Below are 19,203 nucleotides of genomic sequence, written 5' to 3' on the forward strand. Positions count from 1 at the left end.
AATAGGATAAATAAAACCCTTATGAATATTTATTACTATTCATAATCATTTATAAAATACCTTTGTCGTCAAACTGGAAAACCCTGCTCTTGGAGAGCAGGGTTTTCTAGTTAATATGGATCCGCTTCATGACTTTTATCAATTGCTTGTTCTGGTGCTTTATCTCCGTCTTTATTTCCCAACGGTTTTTGAGAGGAACCATTACTTTTAGCTTGAGCAAGTCCTTCTCTTAAATGACGCCCATAGTCTTCATCTGCTTCCTCCGCTAAAGCAATCATCTTTTCTTGAATTCGTGGGTCACAGGCAGACAGGTCATTTACTAAATTCGAGATGAGCTCCGTTTTTTCCCATTGCTCAAATTGTCGATAGGTTTCTCCTGCTTGCTTTGTGTTATTTTGACGGTCAATGGACTCGCGCACTAAGTTTCCTTTAATCATTGGAGTGTACTCTTTACCAGTTTGTGTTGCTTCCTTTAAGCCATCTAGTATAGAAGGTTCATAGTTGATATGAGGATTTTGGAACGGACCTCTATCTAACTTGTACGCCATTTGGCCACCGCTTTGATTGGTTGCAACACGTTTTTTGGGTGCATTAATCGGAAGCTGTAAATAGTTTGCTCCAACACGGTGACGTTGTGTATCTGAATATGAAAATGTACGGCCTTGTAGCATTTTATCGTCCGAAAAGTCCAATCCATCTACGAGTACACCGGTACCAAACGCTGCCTGTTCCACCTCTGTAAAATAATCCACTGGGTTTCGATCTAACACCATTTTTCCAACAGCCTTCCAGGGGAATAAGTCTTCAGGCCACAGCTTTGTATCATCTAATGGATCAAAGTCTAACTCGGGATGATCATCATCACTCATCGTTTGGACTAGTAACTCCCATTCAGGGAAATCACCTTTTTCAATTGCATCATATAAATCCTGCGTTGCATGATTAAAGTTTTTTGCCTGTATTTCCTCTGCTTCCTTTTGAGTTAAGTTACGAATGCCTTGCTTTGGCTCCCAGTGATATTTTACAAGGACTGCTTTACCTTCGTTGTTTACCCATTTATACGTATTTACACCTGACCCTTGCATCATTCGGTAATTTGCCGGAATGCCCCATGGAGAATAGATGAAAGTCACCATATGAAATGACTCAGGGGAACTCGCACAAAAATCAAAAAAACGTTCGGAATCTTGAATATTGGTTACCGGATCTGGCTTAAAAGCATGAATCATGTCCGGGAACTTTATCGCATCACGGATAAAGAATATTTTCAAGTTATTCCCTACTAAATCCCAGTTTCCATCCTCTGTATAAAACTTCACTGCAAACCCACGTGGATCACGTAGCGTTTCAGGAGAATGCCCTCCATGAATAACGGATGAAAATCGAACAAAAACAGGAGTTTTCTTTCCTTTTCCCTGAAATACTTTAGCACGAGTATATTTAGAAACTGCCTCGTCTCCCACAGCACCATAAGCTTCGAAATAACCATGCGCTCCGGCACCTCTTGCATGAACTACCCGCTCTGGTATACGTTCCCTGTCAAAGTGACTTATTTTCTCTATGAAATCATAGTTTTCTAACGTTGCTGGTCCTCTGTTTCCAACGGTCCTCATATTCTGATTATTCGTTACCGGATGCCCCTGCCTATTCGTAAGAGTATCTTCATTTTCCACATTTGTAGTGTTATTAGTTTGTTCTTCCTTCACTGTTCATCCTCCTAAACACAAGATAGAATTTACATTCCTCTCTATACTGTCCAGAACAATGAGTAAATATTCCAGTATTACATAAAGCTTGCTATAGAAAGTGCATACTTTCTCCAAACCGATACGTGAATCGGTTTCTCTACTTTCCTTTTTCCACTTACATATGTTTGTAAATCTCCTTTAAATGTTAAGGATAATGCTGAAAGTTGTTCGAAATGATATGGCTGCGTTAAAGGAGGTGCAACCCGGAACTGCGAGGACGGACATTCTTTCATAATTGTAGCGACAAACTGAGAACAAAAGAATGCATTCTCACGTTCTTTTTCAATATTTATCGCAACGTACACTAAGCCGATTAAATTATATTTGTAAAATTGCTGTTGCTGTTCCATTTGAGTGATTATACTTTTCATCCGTAAATATTCAGAATCCGTCACCCCACACTCATAAATGGCACAAGTAGCTCTTTGAAGCATTCCCTCAATCGGGTTTTCTTTTATAAACCCTCCATTAAAAGGGTTATGATGACTTTTTCTACCAAAGCTATACATCTCATTTAGTTCCTCATCAAAAGCAATAGAGGCATGGTTCAACTCTTTTTTTGTATACATGCCAATCGCTTTTGAAAAAAGTGTCCCAGTATTACTAAGAATGATATAAACCTTTTTCCCCATTTTTTCCACCTCGTTCAGAAGAGGTATTTTTCCTCTAATCTATTATCCTAATCATCCTCTATTTTTTAATAATTCCAAACGTACTTAAGGTGGAAAGTGACTAAGCCCTAAGCCGTAGATGGTTGATATAATTTAGTTTTACAGCCCGAATATAAAGAATAAAAAGCAATATTGAATGCATACATTTTTTCTACAATTATTATACGTCGAATATTCACAATACACTTTTCTATTAAACACTCTATATACATATGTCTAGTTGTTAGTCATATAGCCATGTATTAGTGATTGTGCCCATATTACAAACTTGTTACAATTTTCATTGCTTGTTATAACTATAAAAAAATATTATTCCAAAAAGATAGAATTTAAAGGAGAGATAATGTGACTCAATATAATTTAGAAGAGTTGAAACTATTAAATCAGTTTTTGTTTGCCCTATTTGTCGTTGCTGATTTTGCACTTTTTCTTCATTTCACTAATAATATTTTTCCCTGGTTCTCATTAATTGGCGCAGCTATTGGATTGTCCATTATTGTTGCTTGTTGGACCGGAAAAAAATACACACTTTTCATCGCCGCATTATTAGTAAGCACTGCCTTATTTTCAATCGTTTATAATTGGCAAACTATTGTACATTAATACATTTTTCATAAATGGAGGGTTTGAATATGTCAGAACAAGAAAAAAAGAGTCCTATTTTAGATAAGCGTTCATCTAGACGTACATTCATCAAAAATTCTGGTTTAACAGTTGGTGGACTTGTTTTGGGTGGAGCAATCGGTAGCTTAGTTGGAGGAAAAACTGAAACAACTACTCATACAACTACTGGCGGAAGTACTCATACGGCTATCGATTACAGTGATACTCGTCAGTTTTTCGTAAGACAAAAAGATTTTGATGCACTTAGTACAGCAGCGGAACTAATTTATCCAGAAGATGAGCATGGTCCAGGCGCTATTACACTCGGCGCTCCTTACTTTATAGACAAACAATTAGCTAGCCCTTGGGGTATTAATACGGATGATTATAGAAAAGGTCCTTTCCAACCAGGCGAAGTCCCTCTAGATAAAGCAGAAATTATGCTGCAAGGTGTTCGTAAAATAAATGAAGTTGCAGAGAAAGAGCATGATGGAAAGGTCTTCAAAGATTTATCGGAAGAGCAACAAATTACTATCCTTAGTACTTTTGAAGCTGGAGAAGTAAAGATGGATTTAGTAAATTCTGCAGCATTTTTTGGTTTACTAAGAACACTTACATTACAAGGTTGTTTCTCAGACCCACTTTATGGTGGCAATAAAAACATGGCTGGCTGGAAAATGAAAGAATTCCCTGGAGCTCAAATGTCGTATGCTTCCTATTTAGATGAAGAGGAATTTGTATTAATAGATCCTATTAGTTTAGGCGGACACAAACATTCATAAGGTAAAACAACAAGAGGAGGATTATTATGGTTACAAAATTACCAAAAGTTGATGTTGTAACAACTGGTATGGGCTGGACAGGCGGTATTGTTGCTGCTGAACTGACAAAAGCTGGCTATCATGTGGTTGGATTAGAACGTGGAGTAGAAAGATCCATCGAAGATTATTTACATGGTCATGATGAATTAAAATATAATATTCATAAAGAATTAATGCAAAAGTTAACAAAAGATACTATTACATTCCGTAATACATTAAACGATACTGCCAAACCAGTACGTGATGAAGGTGCATTAGTAGTAGGAACTGGTACTGGCGGCGGCGGTGCTCACTGGGGTGGCCAAACGTATCGCTATTTCCCATATGATTTTGAAATTCGTAGTAAAACGATTGAAAAATATGGTGAAGGTAAAATTCCGGCTGATGTTACTATTCAAGACTGGGGTATTACGTACGATGAAATCGAACCATATTACTCCAAGTTTGAACAAATGGCTGGTATATCAGGGGAACCCGATCCTTTAGCAGGACATCGTTCGATCGATTACCCAACACCACCACTAAAAAAATTACCACAAATGAAAATGTTTCATGAAGCAGCAGAGAAACTTGGATATCATCCATTCGTAGTTCCAACTGCAAATGTGTCAGAAACATATACGAATCCAGATGGAGAAACATTAAATGCATGTCAGTACTGTGCATTTTGTGGGAACTATGGCTGTGAGTACGGAGCAAAAGCAGACCCAATCGTAACAGTAATACCAACTGCTAAGAAAACAGGTAATTTTGAACTTCGAACAAATTCTATCGTAACGCGTGTATTATATGATGGAACAAAAGCAACTGGTGTTTTATATAAAGATACAAGAACTGGTGAGGAGTTCGAACAACCTGCCGATCTTGTTGTTTTAACAAGCTATATCTTTAATAATGTTCGTTTACTATTGTTATCTGGTATTGGAAAACCATATAATCCTAAAACTGGTGAAGGAATTATCGGTAAAAACTACACAGATCACCATACGATTACTGGAGCTATTGGTTATTTTGAAGAGAAAAAATTCAATAGTTACATCGGAACAGGTTCTTTAGGATCGGCTTTCAATGACTTTAATGCGGATAACTTTGACCATGCAAATCTGGATTTCATCCATGGTGGGCAGATTGAATTGCATTTATTTGGTAATGAACCTATTTCTAATAATCCTGCACCATTTGGTACGCCGACTTGGGGTAAAGAATTTAAGAAAAACTCTTTACACTATTTCTACCGTAACCTAAGTGTAGTTTCACAAAGAGCTATATTGCCTCATAAAGATCATTATCTAGACTTAGATCCAACGTATACAGATGATTACGGTGATCCGTTAATTCGTGTAACATTCGATTATACTGAGATGGACCATAAACGTAATGAATTTTTAGTTGAAAAAATTAATGAAGTAGTAAAAGAAATGGGAGCAGACATTATCGATACAATTCCAATGGCTGAGCATTTTGGTGGAAGATTCACTTTCCAACATGATGGTGGCGGTGTAATCATGGGTGATAGCCCTGAAAACTCTGCAGTAAATAATTACATGCAAATGTGGGATGTAGATAATTTATTCGTTTGTGGAGCTTCGGCATTCCCTCACTTTGGTCCAACGAATCCAACTCCAACTGTAGGTGCATTGGCTTACCGAGCAACTGAAGGTATGATTAAGTACTTAAAAAACGGCGGCGGACCATTAGTTCCTAAAAAATAATACAGTAGCAAGTGTAGAACCATCATTTTCTTTCAAAATGTGTTATATTAATAACGATTCTTTATAGAAGGAGGAGATTCTATGCCAAACATAGGGATACCCGGTTTAATACTTGTACTAATTATTGCTTTGATCATCTTTGGTCCATCTAAATTACCTCAACTAGGCAAAGCTGTTGGACAAACGTTAAAAGAATTCAAAACCTCGACTCGAGATATTATAAATGATGAAGAAAAAGATGATAAGAAAGTCGAAGCATCTGAAGTAAATTTAGATAAAAAATTATAATTTTGGTTGGTCCTGACATCTGTCAAGACCAGCTTTTTTTATTAGAATTAGCTTTTCTTTTTGAAATGAAATGAGCTATTATTGGTTTTAAATATTTCTAATAAATTATCTGCAATTTGCTCTGGTGTTTGTTTACACCCACCATGTATCCATTCAAGAATTACCCCATAAGAACCATACATTTTATATGTATTATAATGCTCTAGCTCAATACTTTCATTCGCTGCATCTAAATATACGATTCCCTCAAATACCTCCTTAAATTTCAAAAAGAATTTATCATTCATCCTAGGAATGGAATCTTCTAATGTTAATAAACTATAAAAATCTCTATTATCATAAAAGTGTTTAAAAAAAGCATTGGATGAAGGTAATATATGATTATAATCAACAACCTTTGTTTCAAGAAATGGCTTATGAAATGCTAATTTTAATTCTCCTAATACTTCTGCTAGCAATTCTTCTGCTAAGTCCTCTTTATCTTTAAAGTGTAAATAAAAGGTGCTTCTATTATAGTCTGCCTTTTCCACTATATCTGTGACCGTAACGTTTTTGTATCCTTTGCTCTTCACTAGCTGGATAAAATGCATCTTCAAGAGATTTTTTGTTCTCCGAATTCTTCTATCCCCCATCGAATAACTTTCCGAATTCATGAGCAATTCCCCCTTGTCTTTTTAAATATAGACAAAATTATACATGAATATTCAACCTTGAACCAATCTGTTTTAAGTTCGTCCATATTCCTATAGCCATTTAAAAGGAGTATGTGAATGCGAAATCTTCTACTATTTACTTATTTACAGGCACTTTCTTGTATATTTCCTGTAATCATCTTTTCAGCCTTAGCTCTTTCTAAATTTGTCAGTATCCCACTTATCCCTAGATATGATCTGATCCTACTCCTTTGTATAGCGGGGCAAGTATTTATGCTCATTTCCAAATTAGAGACTTGGGATGAATTTAAGGTAATTTGTTTGTTTCATATTATTGGTCTCGGTTTAGAATTATATAAAGTACATATGGGTTCTTGGTCGTACCCCGAGGACGCATTTAGTAAGGTAGGTGGCGTACCTTTGTATAGCGGATTTATGTATGCGAGTGTTGCGAGCTATATTTGTCAAAGTTGGCGAAGGATGAATCTCCATTTGTACAATTGGCCGAAACCCTTTTGGGCGGTAGGAATTAGTGTTCTTATCTACTTCAATTTCTTTACCCACCATTTCAGCTATGATATTCGTTGGATTCTTAAATGCTTATTGTTAATCATCTTTTTCCGCACAGTAGTGACTTTTGAGTTAAGAGAAAAAGTGTTTAAAATGCCTATGATTCTTGCATTTTTACTAATTGGCTTTTTTATTTGGATCGCTGAGAATATCGTTACCTTCTTAGGTGCGTGGCAGTATCCTAACCAAGCGGAGACCTGGTCGCTCGTGCATATCGGCAAAATTAGCTCGTGGTTTTTACTTGTGATTATAAGCGTTATTATCGTTGCACAATTGAAACGGGTGAAGAGCCGTTCCTTATAAATGTGTGAGGATTGATCGATTATTGTTTGTGATCAATCGATTATCGGTCGCTATCGATCGATATTCTTACTCGGTGGATCGATTATGGAGCATCATCGATTGATTCGACAGATATTAAGTGTTTTTTGACCGATTATCCATTTTCTATATATAAAAAACACTGCCAAGTTAGTTGGCAGTGTTTAATCTTTAGTCAACGACAAAATATCTTGCATCCGGATGAGCAAATACGATGGCAGAAACAGATGCTTCCGGTTCCATCATAAACTCTTCTGTAAGCTCTACTCCAATTACTTCAGGTTTTATCAATCCAAATAGCTTTGCTTGATCATCCAGATTTGGGCAGGCTGGATAGCCAAAGGAGAAGCGTTGTCCTTGGTACTTGGCAGCAAAACGGTCGCGCATGGTGAATTCCGTTGCATCTGGGAATCCCCATTGGTCTCGGATTTCTTGGTGAATGCGTTCGGCAAATCCTTCTGCAAGTTCTAAGGCTGTTGCTTGTAATGCATGGCTTTCTAAAAATTTGCCTTGGTTTTTCAGTTTAGCGGCTTCCCCACGAACTCCATGCCCTGCCGTTACTAACATTAGTGCTACATAATCCATTTCTCCACTGTCTACAGATTTTAAATAATCTGCTAAACACAGGAATGGCACGACGGATTGACGTGGGAATGTAAAGCGCTCGATTTCTGTTTTACCATCGGTCGGGTCATAAATAATGACATCATTGCCATCCGCCTGAGCAGGGAAAAATTGATATACCCCTTGTGGCTTCAATATATCAGATTGCAAATATCCTGTGACTAATTCATGTAATTCCGTTGCACGCCCGTCATTCTCTGCTAACAGTTTTTCACTATACCCTTTTAATCCTAAATGATGACCTATTAATGTGCGCATATTCACATATGGGTGCAAATGTGCGACAGAATAATCCTTTAATACATGTTTACGAACATCCTTTGGAATGTATACCTGAACATCCTCACGTACGGTTTTAACTGGTTTTTCTAATACAGCTACCGCTTGTTTGGCCGAGCGATTAGCTTCCGCAATTTTTCGTTTTTCTTGTTGAACACTAAGTTCGACTAATAGAGTCTCTTTATCTTCTTTATTTTGTAATCGATTGGCCAGGTCCAGACCCTGCATGGCATCTTTCGCATATAGAACAGGACCATCGTATTGAGCGGAAATTTTTGTCTCAGTAAAACGACGAGAAAGTGCTGCTCCGCCTACTAATATTGGCACATCAATACCTGCTTCTTTAAAGTCTTGAGCAGTGATGACCATTTGCTGTGCAGATTTTACAAGGAGCCCTGAAAGTCCGATCATATCAGGCTTTTCTTTCCGGATTACCTCTATTAAAGTGGCTGGAGTTACTTTAATCCCCACATCGATTACTTTATATCCGTTATTACTCAATATAATATCAACTAAGTTTTTACCTATATCATGCACATCGCCTTTTACAGTCGCAAGGACGATTTTCCCTTTACCAGAGTCATCCTCTTTTTTCTCCATGAACTGCTCCAGATATGCAACAGAAGCCTTCATCACTCCCGCACTTTGAAGAACCTCTGCAACTATTAACTGATTGTCATTAAACAGTCGCCCTACCTCAGCCATCCCCTTCATTAATGGACCATTAATAACATCTAGTGGTGCATCATACATTTGAAGTGCCGCTTCTAAATCCGGGATAAGTCCTTCCTTCGTACCTTCAATAACATAATAGGCAAGCCGTTCTGGTACAGTTTTGGGTATATCATCTTCAGTCTTTTCTTTCTTTTTATCTCGGTAAAAATCTGTGAAATCAGCAAGTGTTTTGTCAGTAGTCGTAAACAAAAGCTCATTGGCCATATCGATTTCTTGTTTAGGAATAGACGCATATCTCTCCAGTTTCTCGGTATTTACAATCGCGTAATCCAAACCAGCCTGCGTGCAATGATATAAATAGACTGCATTCAATACTTCTCGACCAACGGGTGGAAGACCAAAGGAGACATTACTTACTCCTAAAATAGTTAGTGCTCTTGGCAGTTTTTCTTTAATGAGGCGAATCCCTTCAATCGTTTCTACTGCTGACCCAATATATTGTTGGTCACCTGTTCCTACTGGGAATACGAGTGGATCAAAGATAATATCCTCTGGCGCAAGCCCCCATTTATTAACTAATAAATCATATGAACGTTCTGCGATTTCTAACTTTCGCTGTCTTGTAACCGCCATTCCTATCTCATCAATTGTGCCAACTACAACTGCCGCACCGTATTTCTTCACTAAAGGCATTACAGCTTCAAACCGCTCTTCTCCATCTTCTAAATTAATAGAGTTGATAATTGTTTTTCCTTGGGAATATTTCAGTGCAACTTCAATTACCTTTTCATCAGTCGAATCAATAACAAGTGGCACTTTAACTTTTTTCACTACCTCTTTCATAAAGTTAGTCATGTCCTCTAGTTCATCGCGGTCCGGATTTGCTAGGCAAATATCGATAACATGAGCTCCACCTTTTACCTGTGCCCGAGCAATTTCAGAGGCTTCCTCAAATTTTTCATCTACAATTAAACGTTTAAATTTTCGAGAGCCAATTACATTTGTTCGTTCCCCTATAAAGAGTGGCCGCATCGTTTCGTCGTATTGAAGAGGCTCAATCCCTGATACTACATGCCCATGACCTGCTTCTACGGGTTTACGTGGTGAAAGATCCTTTACCGCTTCTCGTACTGCTCGAATATGAGCTGGAGTAGTTCCACAGCATCCACCAACAACATTCAACCACCCTTTTTCCGCAAAGCCTCTCAGCTTTTTAGAAAGTGATTCAGGAGATTCGTGATAATGCCCTTCCTCATCTGGTAAGCCAGCATTAGGATAGCAGCTAACATATCCATCTGATAGCTCAGATAACGAACGGATATGATCGGTCATAAATTCTGGTCCGGTAGCACAATTCAATCCAACAGAAAGTGGCTTTATATGTTCGATGGAAATATAGAATGCTTCAATACTCTGCCCTGCAAGTGTCGTTCCCATCGGTTCAATCGTTCCAGAAATCATAATAGGTAGTTCTATCTTTAGCTCAGTAAAAGCCTGTTGGATACCAATTGTCGCAGCCTTCACATTCAGCATATCCTGGCTCGTTTCTAGTAAAATAACGTCTACTCCACCTTCTACTAGTGCTTTTGCCTGTACATAAAAGTCGTTTGTAAGTTCGTCAAACGTAATACCACCAGTAACCGATAGTGTTTTAGTCGTTGGCCCTATTGCCCCAGCTACAAATCGTGGCCAGTCAGATGTAGAAAATTCATCTGCACATGTTTTAGCAAGCTGGGCTGCTCGAAAGTTTATATCATGTGCCTGAGCACCAAGATCATATTCATTTAACACGACTGGGGTTCCACCAAATGTATTCGTGCAAATAATATCAGCCCCAGCAGCTAAATATTCACGATGAACATGTTCAATAACATCTGGTTTGACGATATTTAAATACTCATTACAACCGTCGTATTCTTCCCCTCCGAAGTCTTCAGGACTAAGATCTGCATTTTGTATCATCGTTCCCATTGCACCATCAATAATTAGTATTCTTTGTTGGAGCTGCTGCTCAATTAGATGTTTGGACATAGCTGAATCCTCTCTCTTTCTCCCGGTCAGTCTCTTGAATATAATGAATTAATTCTAGAGACATATCGTAACGGAAAAATGGTGTAATAATATAAATTCCGTTAAATAATTCCGCTGCGGTATCGATTAATTCCTTCGATATTTGAATACCTTCTGCAGTAGCTCGCACTCTATCTTCTCCACATAAACGCATACGCTCTAGCACCTCTTCAGACAATTTTATGCCTGGGACTTCATTGTGAAGGAATTCAGAATTTCGACTATTGGTTAGTGGCATAATTCCGATGAAAATAGGGGTTGATAAATGCTTGGTCGCTTCGTAAATCTCATGGATTTTTTCTTTCGAATAGACAGGCTGTGTGATGAAATAATCCGCCCCACACTCAATTTTCTTCTCTAGTCGCTTCACTGCACGGTCCAGCACACGAACATTCGGATTAAAAGCAGCTGCTACAGAGAAGTTAGCCTTTTTCCGTAGCGACTTTCCTGAGAAAGAAATACCTTCGTTTAATTGTTTGATTAGTTGAATCAGTTCTAAGCTTGATACATCATAAACACTTGTCGCCCCAGGGAAATCCCCAATTTTAGTTGGGTCTCCAGTAACTGCAAGAATGTCATGGATTCCGAGCGCATCTAGTCCCATCAAATGAGATTGAAGACCAATTAAATTACGATCACGGCACGTAATATGAGCAAGTGGTCTAATATTTTTTTGGTGTTTTAACATCGAACCCATCGCCATATTACTAACTCGTGGAGAAGCCAATGAATTATCCGCCATTGTCACCGCGTCAATTCCAGTTGCATATAGCTTTTCTGCACCTTCCATGAATGTAGTCGTATCGAGATGACGGGGAGTGTCTAATTCAACAATTATGGTCCGTTCTGTTTTCGCTTTTTCATGTAGAGCTTGGGTATTAGTTGGCTTAGCATCTTGAATAATAATAGGCTTTCTTGTCTCTACTACTTTATTGGTAATAGGGGTTAAATGCCCAATATGTCTTTTCACTGCTTCAATATGCTTTGGTGTCGTTCCACAGCAACCACCTATTAAGCGCACTCCTGCATCTCTCAAATATAATGCAGCTTTACCAAAGTACTCAGCATCGGATTCGTAAACTATACGTCCTTCATCTATATCCAGTAAGCTCGCATTTGGATAAGCAGATAAGAATGCCTTTTCTGGCAGCTTTACTCCTTCAAATGCTTGAATTGTATGATGTGGACCTAGTCGACAGTTGACTCCCACAATGTTGGCTCCAATTGTTTCAAGCTCATGCAGCGCATCATTTAGAGGTAAGCCATTTTGCAAAATACCCGGATCATGCATAGATACTTGAGCTATTATCGGAATATCGGTTAGTGTACGAAGATAAGTCATAGTAGTCTTTAGCTCTTCGAAATCATAATAGGTTTCAAGTAATAGACCATCTGGATCTCCTGCTAACAATTGGATTGCTTGTTGGTCGAGTGAATGAATAATTTCTTGGAGTGTAGCATCACTTTTTCGGATTCCTCGAATCCCCCCAATAGTCCCGAGGACGAATTGGTTTCCAGACGCGGCAGCTCTTTTCGCAATTTGAATAGCAGCTTCATTTATTTCTTTCACTTGATTTTCTAGTCCATAGCGAGCAAGCTTAATAGCATTTGCTCCGTATGTATTCGTTTGAATAATATCTGCTCCGGCCGCAATATAATCCTGATGGATTTTCTCTATAATTTCCGGTTTTTGAATATTTAACTCTTCATTACAATAGTCAATTCCATAAGAGTACAGAAGTGTCCCCATTGCCCCGTCTGCTGTCAGCATAGATGTCTGTAACTTCTCCAATAAACTCATAGTGCCTTCATCCTCCCATATAAAAAAGCCTTCTATGAAAAGAAGGCTTTACTAGTATGCAAGATACCACCTTCTCATCTTTCAAACTTTTGCAAAGTCTGCTGGATTTAGCACCTGACCAAATGAATGGCTGGTTGCTGAAGCGTCGTAGGGCCAGTCCCTCGGCTTCTCTTGATAAGAATTTCACTATTCAGTTTTCTAATTAGACATATCGTACCTTTATTCAACTAAAGCGTCAAGGTATATTTTGAACTTTCTATATACTCCGCTTTTGAGGTTGGATCGTCCTCATCGATCGATTTATCGTGATGATTGATCGATTATGGACGACGATGGAGCGATTTTTTGTGGTGGTCGATCGATTTTCGATGTGTATCGATCGATTATTCCTCTCGATCGATCGATTCTCCAATAATACGCTTCACCACTTCCATTTATACTCTATTTTACTCTGGGATGTTCCAGTTCGAATTAAATCCATAGATTGGAGAAGTCTAGATGCTACATGATGAGAGTTTATATGAAGGAATTTTCGACACTGCCGATTATTAATCGTATTCCCGATCAAAACAAACCACTCTCGAATGGCTTTCTCATGAACAAGCCTATCTACATGACCACAACGTATACAGTTCCAACCATTCTTCCTTTTTACCATCCCAAACATTTCACATTTTTCACAGCACACTCCAGTTTGTAAATCATTTGGGTTAATACCCCAGCGATTACACATCGGGTATGGGAAGTACGTTTTGTGACTCTTTAAAATTTCTGTACTCAATTTATGCAGCTCTTTTCTAGATATATACCTTCTTTCTCGAGGAATATTTCTTAGATAGATAGGAATTGTTTGATGGAGAATAGCGTTGTATTTTGTGGGGGGCTCAATAACTCGAACTTTGGAATTTGTTAATACAATTACTCCAAAAACAGGAATCGTCACACCATATTGTTTTAACCATTCGTCGAGTAAAAAAATATTCCTTTCAATCTGAACCTCTGGACTTTCAAATACATCCACTTTACCTTCTTCATTTTCTCTTTCTAATTGAGAGGGGTTTTGCTTAAAGCTCAACTTCCCACTTATATTCTTACTCTCCAAAACCACCGCAAAATACTGCGTGAAAAAGACTGTATCAATCTGGAACTTTCCATATGATTCTAAACTCACATCGTGCAATACCACATATTCAAAAGGAAATGAATATTTACTAAACACTCCGTCTACTCTAACTTCTCCATGAATACCAGCCAATGCCATATGCATTTTGGAATGAATCAATTCCTTCATTTCATGTGACTCATGTAATCGTCGATTCAATAACTGAAGACCTATATAGCTATATTCCTCCGTACGTGTTTTTACTATCAACCAACCACCTCCACCCGCATCGTAGCACAATAAAAGAAATTGTAAATTCCACTAAAAATGCAACTATTCCTTTTTCCCCATAAAAAAAAGACCAAAAGTGAATTTTGGTCCCGTAATTTACTGTACTATTGAATTTATGATTTTTTCTGCAGTTTCTCTGCCATTCTTAATACAAGCCGCAATCCCAACTCCGTAATAAGAACAGCCAGCTAACAAGACGTTTGGCATGTCATTTGCCATTTTAGCTGTTAATGATTGAATCGCATCTCCATGTGCTAAATGATAGTTCGGCATTTGCTCGTTCCATTTTGTTACTTCTATGACTTCAGGCTTGCCCGTTAATTTCAAGCTCATTTCAATATCTTGAAGCGCCACTTCCACTAGCTCGTCTTCACTCATGTTCTTCATGCTCTCAAAAGCCGGGTTCGAACTCTTATAAAACATACGAACTAATAACTGATTATTTTTTGATGTGTGCGTCCATTTCCGACTTGTCCACGTACATGCATTACATCTCACATCACTATTTTCCGAAACGATAAAACCAGTTCCCTCCGCTGGGAGCTGCTCGTCTGGAATATCAAAACCAAGATACACACTAATAAGGGAGGAATTTTTCAGTTTGTTAAAGTCCGTATCCAACTCTTCATCCTGAAGAATTACTTGCGCCACGTTATGAGGAGTTGCTAGTATTACACTGTCCGCTTCAATCGTTTCTCCGTTAGTCAGTAAAACCGAATAATAATCATCTTTCTTCTCTACTTTCTTCGTTGCCACACCTTTAATAATTGTTGAGTGGCTTAGCACTTCCTCTAAGCGATCGATAAGTGTAGAAAGTCCGTTTTGAAAGGAAATAAACTTCTTATTTGCTGAGGCCTGGAATTGCGCTTTGTTTTCTTCTAACCCTTTCATTATACTGCCGTATTTGTTTTTATAATCGATTAAGTATGGCAATGTTGAAGCGATAGAAAGCTTATTTAGATCCCCCGAGTATACGCCAGATAACACAGGAACAATTTGTTTTTCCACTAATTCCTTCCCTAAGAAATATTCTAAAAATGATCCGACAGAACTTTCTTTTGTGAAAATTTCATTTGGTATTTCTAAATCCTTTAACGCTTCTTTTTTCCCTAATTCGGATACTAGCGTACTGCTATTTAACGACTCGATACTTGCAGGGATACCGAAAACACTATCTGCAGGAATCGCATGGAGCTCATTATTTGTGTAAATATATGAAATGCCTGTTGAGTTGTACACTTTTTCATCTTCTAGTTGAAGCTCTTCAATTAGCTGAATGATGGATTCATTTCTTGCAACGATTGAATCTGCCCCAACCTCCATGATAAAGTCATTCTCCAGTACGGTATGGATTTTGCCACCTAAATACTCATTTGCTTCAACTAACACTAACTCTATATCTAATGACATTTCTTTTTTGAGTTTCTGCAAATAATGCATCGTTGAAAGGCCTGTAATGCCTCCGCCTATAACTACTATTCTTTTCAACATAACCACTCCTTATTTCACTTCATATAACTAGTATAAGCGTTTTTAAAATTATCGGATATGATTTACCTCACTACGAGAAGGTAAATTATGAACAAATAGAGAAAAACTAATTCTAAAGAAACAATCTCCATTAGTAAAAGCCTTGTATAATAACAAGGCTTTTTTATCGACTGAATTCACTATTATGCTAATTTACCCTTATCATTTGATGAATCATTGCTTTTCAGACTGTCTAACAAAACATAGCCAAATATAACTCCTGCTATATACGTGAATGTAAAATCACCTAATAGCGTTACTTCATTGAAAAATAACAAATTCTTTCCATAAACAATAGCCAGAAGCCGAATCATAGCGATATAAATAGATGGGATTCCAATTACAAGGACCTTTACCCAATCAATCGACCATCTCTTTTTATCTTTAATTTCTATGATCAATTTAGGTAATCGTAACAACATTCCCATAAAAATAGAGAAAATACTTGTAAATATTATAAAAGGTTTAATATCAAATACTATCGCTGACCTTTCTCTTAATCGCATTTGATAATCCATGCCCATATAAAAAACACCTCCAACTATTACCGTTGAAAGGAAAATAAATAAAAATCTTTTCATTCAAGCTCCTCCTTAATAGAACCAAAAGAAAAAATGGATAGACTAGCATTTCTAAGTGCTATATCTACCCTTGGTATTATACTTTTCTTAACACAGCTCGTATGGGACTTCCATCTGCCCCTTCAATTTTCAAGGGCAGAGCGATTAAATCATAATCACCTGGTTCTACCTTTTCGAGCAAAAGATTTTCAATTATAAATACATCGTTGTTAAACAGCGAATGGTGAGCTAATAGTTCCTTACTTTCGATACCGTCCACGGAAGGTTGGTCGGTGCCAATGAGATAGATACCCTTTTCCTTTAAAAAAGGGCCAATATTTTCCTTCAACGTATTAATCCTGTCTGGAAATTTTTCAGGAGATGCAGTATTCGTCGTTTTTAAAAGCAAACGTTCTACACCTGTTAGATCAAACCCTTCTAACTCCTCCCTACCAATTTCCGTAGCCCCAACGACACTCACCACTTTGGCACGACCAATATACATATTAACGTCTAGCATATCTAACGTTTTCCCTTCACTTACATAGTGAAATGGGGCATCTGCATGTGTTCCAGTATGCAAACTTGCTGTAATCGTCCCAACATTTGCAGCACCACCATCATCCTTTGTAGCGGTTAGTTCATATTCAAAGAGTGTATCTCCTGGCCATGTAGCTATTCTAGTAGAGATAGTTTGTGTAATATCGATCCATTCCTTATTCATATCCGTGACCCCCTATAAATTAGTGCGTAAATCCCAAAGTTCCGGGAAAAAACGATGATCTAATACATGTCGTAAATAATTCACACCGGAAGATCCCCCAGTGCCTTTCTTAAATCCTATTATTCTTTCAACCGTTTTCATATGACGAAAGCGCCACTGTTGAAGCCAGTCTTCCACGTCTACTAGCTTTTCTGCTAGTTGATATAAATTCCAGTGTTGATCGACGTTTTGATAAACTTCCTTCCATGCATTGGCTACTGATTCATCTCCCACATACGAAATGGAATAATCTCGATTCAATAATGAAGGAGCTATCGGAAACCCCGCTCTAGCTAATGCTTGAATCGAAACATCATAAATACTCGGTGCAAGAAAAGCACTTTCTAATTCTCTATGCAATTCTTCATCTTGCTCGTAAATCTTTAATATATGTTTGGACTTATGGCCAAGAGCAAATTCGATTTGTCGGTATTGAAAAGATTGAAATCCAGAAGCCTTGCCTAACTTATCTCGAAATTCTAGATACTCTGCCGGTGTTAATGTAGAAAGAACATCCCAAGCTTGAATAATTTGTGTTTGAATTTTCGTCACTCTTGCTAGCATTTTAAAGGCAGATTGCATCTTATCAGCCTGAATAGCATGAATGGCACTAGTCAATTCATGTAGGATAAGCTTCATCCAAAGTTCACTAACTTGATGGATAATGATGAAAAGCATTTCATCATGATGTCCAGATAATCTGTTCTGACTAGCCAATAAATTATCCAGTTGCAAATATTCCCCATACGTCATATCATTGCTAAAATCTGTATGAATGCCACTTTCCTTCTTTTCATCTTGCATATCATCCCTCCTTATTAAGCAACGACATCACGTTTGTTTTCATATTTTCTATACAGCTCTTCCTCCATAATCCTTTTTAAAATCTGCACAGTATTCCAAACGTCTTCAAACGAGTTATACAATGCAACTGGTGCCAGGCGAATACCATTAGGTGAACGAAAATCGGGAATGACTTGATGCTCTTTTAACGCTTTACATATACGAGCCGCCTCTTCATGCACTAAAAAGATATGACCCCCACGCTTTTCTGATTCACGCGGATTAGAAATGACAAAATTATACTCACCCAACTCCAAATCAATTAACATCATCAGATAATCGGTAAGTCTTAATGATTTTTCACGAATTGCTTCCATTCCAGCCTCTTGGAACATCTCTAGCGAACCTAATAATGGTGCACTGCTTAGTATATGAGGAGTCCCGATCTGATACGCACCAGCATCAGCTGCTGGTACCATTTGGGTAGACATATCAAATTGCTTCTCTTTATCTGACCCAAACCACCCTGCTAATCCAGGCTTTCTTCCGAAATGCTTACGGTTCACATATAAGCCACCTGTTGCACCAGGTCCACCATTCAGATGCTTGTAGTTACACCAAAAAGCAAAATCTACATCCCATTTATCTAACTCATGTGGTACAGATCCTATTGAATGACACAAATCAAAACCAATAATAATATTGCGCTTATGCGCCGCTTCCGTGAGCAATTGGATGTCTAATACTTGACCACTTCGATATAGCACACTAGGTAGTACTATTAGAGCCACATCATCGGTCAACGCATTAATAATATCTTCTTCCTCTAACGTATAGCCATCTCGACTTTTCACCATTATCATATGGTCTTTAACATCCAATCCATGCAAGGACAGCTGACTACTAATAGCATATATATCAGATGGGAAATTTAGTTCATCCACAACTATTTTCGTACGCTTTCCCTCGGGTCGATAAAAACTAGCAACCAACTGATGCAAGTTTGCCGTTGTAGAGCCCGTTATAATTACTTCGTCCTTTGAGGCTCCTACTAGTGGAGCACACATCTCACTTAATAACTCAGGGAAATAAAACCAAGGATACTGCCCTTTTGTCCAGCCATCTATTCCATATTCTTTCCAAGAATCTAGTAGGGTTAATACTGAATTTTCTGCTCGCTTAGAGAGTAACCCAAGGGAATTTCCATCCATATAAATGGTATTTGGTTGGACATAGAATTCGTGTCGATACATCCTTAAAGTATCTTGCTCATCTAATTTTTGGGCATAGTCTAGTGAAGTATTTCGTTCCATAGTAATTCCCTCCTTATAAACAAAC

Annotated in this window: 16 protein-coding genes and 1 riboswitch; of the genes, 5 read left to right on the forward strand and 11 right to left on the reverse strand. The window is 37.9% G+C overall.

What is annotated here, in order from left to right; translation table 11 throughout:
- Positions 1 to 110 precede the first annotated feature (110 nt).
- Together MHI40_RS16045 and MHI40_RS16050 are read right to left on the reverse strand one after the other, a co-directional pair.
- The gene (locus MHI40_RS16045; RefSeq protein WP_340763507.1) at positions 111 to 1,706 is read right to left on the reverse strand and encodes a catalase; all 1,596 of its coding nucleotides are present in this window, start codon (positions 1,704 to 1,706) and stop codon (positions 111 to 113) included.
- A gap of 77 nt (positions 1,707 to 1,783) precedes the next feature.
- Positions 1,784 to 2,380, reverse strand: coding sequence for a hypothetical protein (locus tag MHI40_RS16050; RefSeq protein ID WP_340763508.1), 597 nt, complete (start codon positions 2,378 to 2,380; stop codon positions 1,784 to 1,786).
- 384 nt (positions 2,381 to 2,764) lie between these two features.
- Here MHI40_RS16050 and MHI40_RS16055 point away from each other — a divergent pair, with 384 nt between their 5' ends.
- From MHI40_RS16055 to tatA, 4 genes are all read left to right on the forward strand, one after another.
- On the forward strand, positions 2,765 to 3,022 hold the full coding sequence (locus MHI40_RS16055) for a hypothetical protein (RefSeq protein WP_340763509.1): 258 nt from the start codon (positions 2,765 to 2,767) through the stop codon (positions 3,020 to 3,022).
- A gap of 29 nt (positions 3,023 to 3,051) precedes the next feature.
- Positions 3,052 to 3,804 (forward strand): gluconate 2-dehydrogenase subunit 3 family protein, encoded by a 753-nt coding sequence (locus MHI40_RS16060; protein WP_340763510.1) that lies wholly within the window; start codon positions 3,052 to 3,054, stop codon positions 3,802 to 3,804.
- Positions 3,805 to 3,830: 26 nt separating this feature from the next.
- Positions 3,831 to 5,555 (forward strand): GMC family oxidoreductase, encoded by a 1,725-nt coding sequence (locus tag MHI40_RS16065; RefSeq protein WP_340763511.1) that lies wholly within the window; start codon positions 3,831 to 3,833, stop codon positions 5,553 to 5,555.
- 81 nt (positions 5,556 to 5,636) lie between these two features.
- On the forward strand, positions 5,637 to 5,843 hold the full coding sequence (tatA, locus tag MHI40_RS16070) for a twin-arginine translocase TatA/TatE family subunit (protein ID WP_093538330.1): 207 nt from the start codon (positions 5,637 to 5,639) through the stop codon (positions 5,841 to 5,843).
- Positions 5,844 to 5,890: 47 nt separating this feature from the next.
- Here the strand turns inward: tatA and MHI40_RS16075 are convergent, their stop codons facing one another.
- Entirely contained in the window at positions 5,891 to 6,496 is a 606-nt protein-coding gene (locus MHI40_RS16075; RefSeq protein WP_093538329.1) for a TetR/AcrR family transcriptional regulator, read from the reverse strand.
- A 117-nt stretch (positions 6,497 to 6,613) separates the two neighbouring features.
- Between MHI40_RS16075 and MHI40_RS16080 the strand changes: the two genes are divergently transcribed.
- Positions 6,614 to 7,369, forward strand: coding sequence for a DUF817 domain-containing protein (locus MHI40_RS16080; protein WP_340763512.1), 756 nt, complete (start codon positions 6,614 to 6,616; stop codon positions 7,367 to 7,369).
- 189 nt (positions 7,370 to 7,558) lie between these two features.
- On the opposite strand, the gene metH is transcribed toward MHI40_RS16080, so the two are convergent.
- From metH to kynU, 8 genes are all read right to left on the reverse strand, one after another.
- A complete protein-coding gene (gene metH, locus MHI40_RS16085; RefSeq protein WP_340763513.1) occupies positions 7,559 to 10,996 on the reverse strand; it encodes a methionine synthase in 3,438 nt (1,145 codons plus the stop codon).
- Entirely contained in the window at positions 10,977 to 12,836 is a 1,860-nt protein-coding gene (locus MHI40_RS16090) for a bifunctional homocysteine S-methyltransferase/methylenetetrahydrofolate reductase (RefSeq protein WP_340763514.1), read from the reverse strand. Before MHI40_RS16090 ends, metH begins: the two co-directional genes overlap by 20 nt.
- A 71-nt stretch (positions 12,837 to 12,907) precedes the next feature.
- A riboswitch (SAM riboswitch) is annotated at positions 12,908 to 13,017 on the reverse strand.
- A gap of 240 nt (positions 13,018 to 13,257) precedes the next feature.
- Positions 13,258 to 14,208: a nuclease-related domain-containing protein gene (locus MHI40_RS16095; protein ID WP_340763515.1), complete on the reverse strand. Its 951-nt coding sequence runs from the start codon at positions 14,206 to 14,208 to the stop codon at positions 13,258 to 13,260.
- 117 nt (positions 14,209 to 14,325) lie between these two features.
- Complete coding sequence (locus tag MHI40_RS16100; protein WP_340764556.1) at positions 14,326 to 15,717, reverse strand: protoporphyrinogen oxidase; 1,392 nt, start codon at positions 15,715 to 15,717, stop codon at positions 14,326 to 14,328.
- Between the two features lie 185 nt (positions 15,718 to 15,902).
- Positions 15,903 to 16,340 carry a hypothetical protein gene (locus MHI40_RS16105; protein ID WP_093538323.1) on the reverse strand — a complete coding sequence of 146 codons (438 nt, stop codon included), beginning with the start codon at positions 16,338 to 16,340 and terminating at the stop codon, positions 15,903 to 15,905.
- A gap of 76 nt (positions 16,341 to 16,416) precedes the next feature.
- A complete protein-coding gene (kynB, locus tag MHI40_RS16110) occupies positions 16,417 to 17,043 on the reverse strand; it encodes an arylformamidase (RefSeq protein WP_093538322.1) in 627 nt (208 codons plus the stop codon).
- Positions 17,044 to 17,055: 12 nt separating this feature from the next.
- Positions 17,056 to 17,886, reverse strand: a complete 831-nt coding sequence (kynA, locus tag MHI40_RS16115) for a tryptophan 2,3-dioxygenase (protein ID WP_340763516.1) — start codon at positions 17,884 to 17,886, stop codon at positions 17,056 to 17,058.
- Between the two features lie 14 nt (positions 17,887 to 17,900).
- A complete protein-coding gene (gene kynU, locus MHI40_RS16120; RefSeq protein WP_340763517.1) occupies positions 17,901 to 19,178 on the reverse strand; it encodes a kynureninase in 1,278 nt (425 codons plus the stop codon).
- Between the last annotated feature and the right edge of the window lie 25 nt (positions 19,179 to 19,203).

This window comes from Psychrobacillus sp. FSL H8-0510 (assembly GCF_038008345.1).
In the GTDB taxonomy this organism is placed as follows: domain Bacteria; phylum Bacillota; class Bacilli; order Bacillales_A; family Planococcaceae; genus Psychrobacillus; species Psychrobacillus psychrotolerans.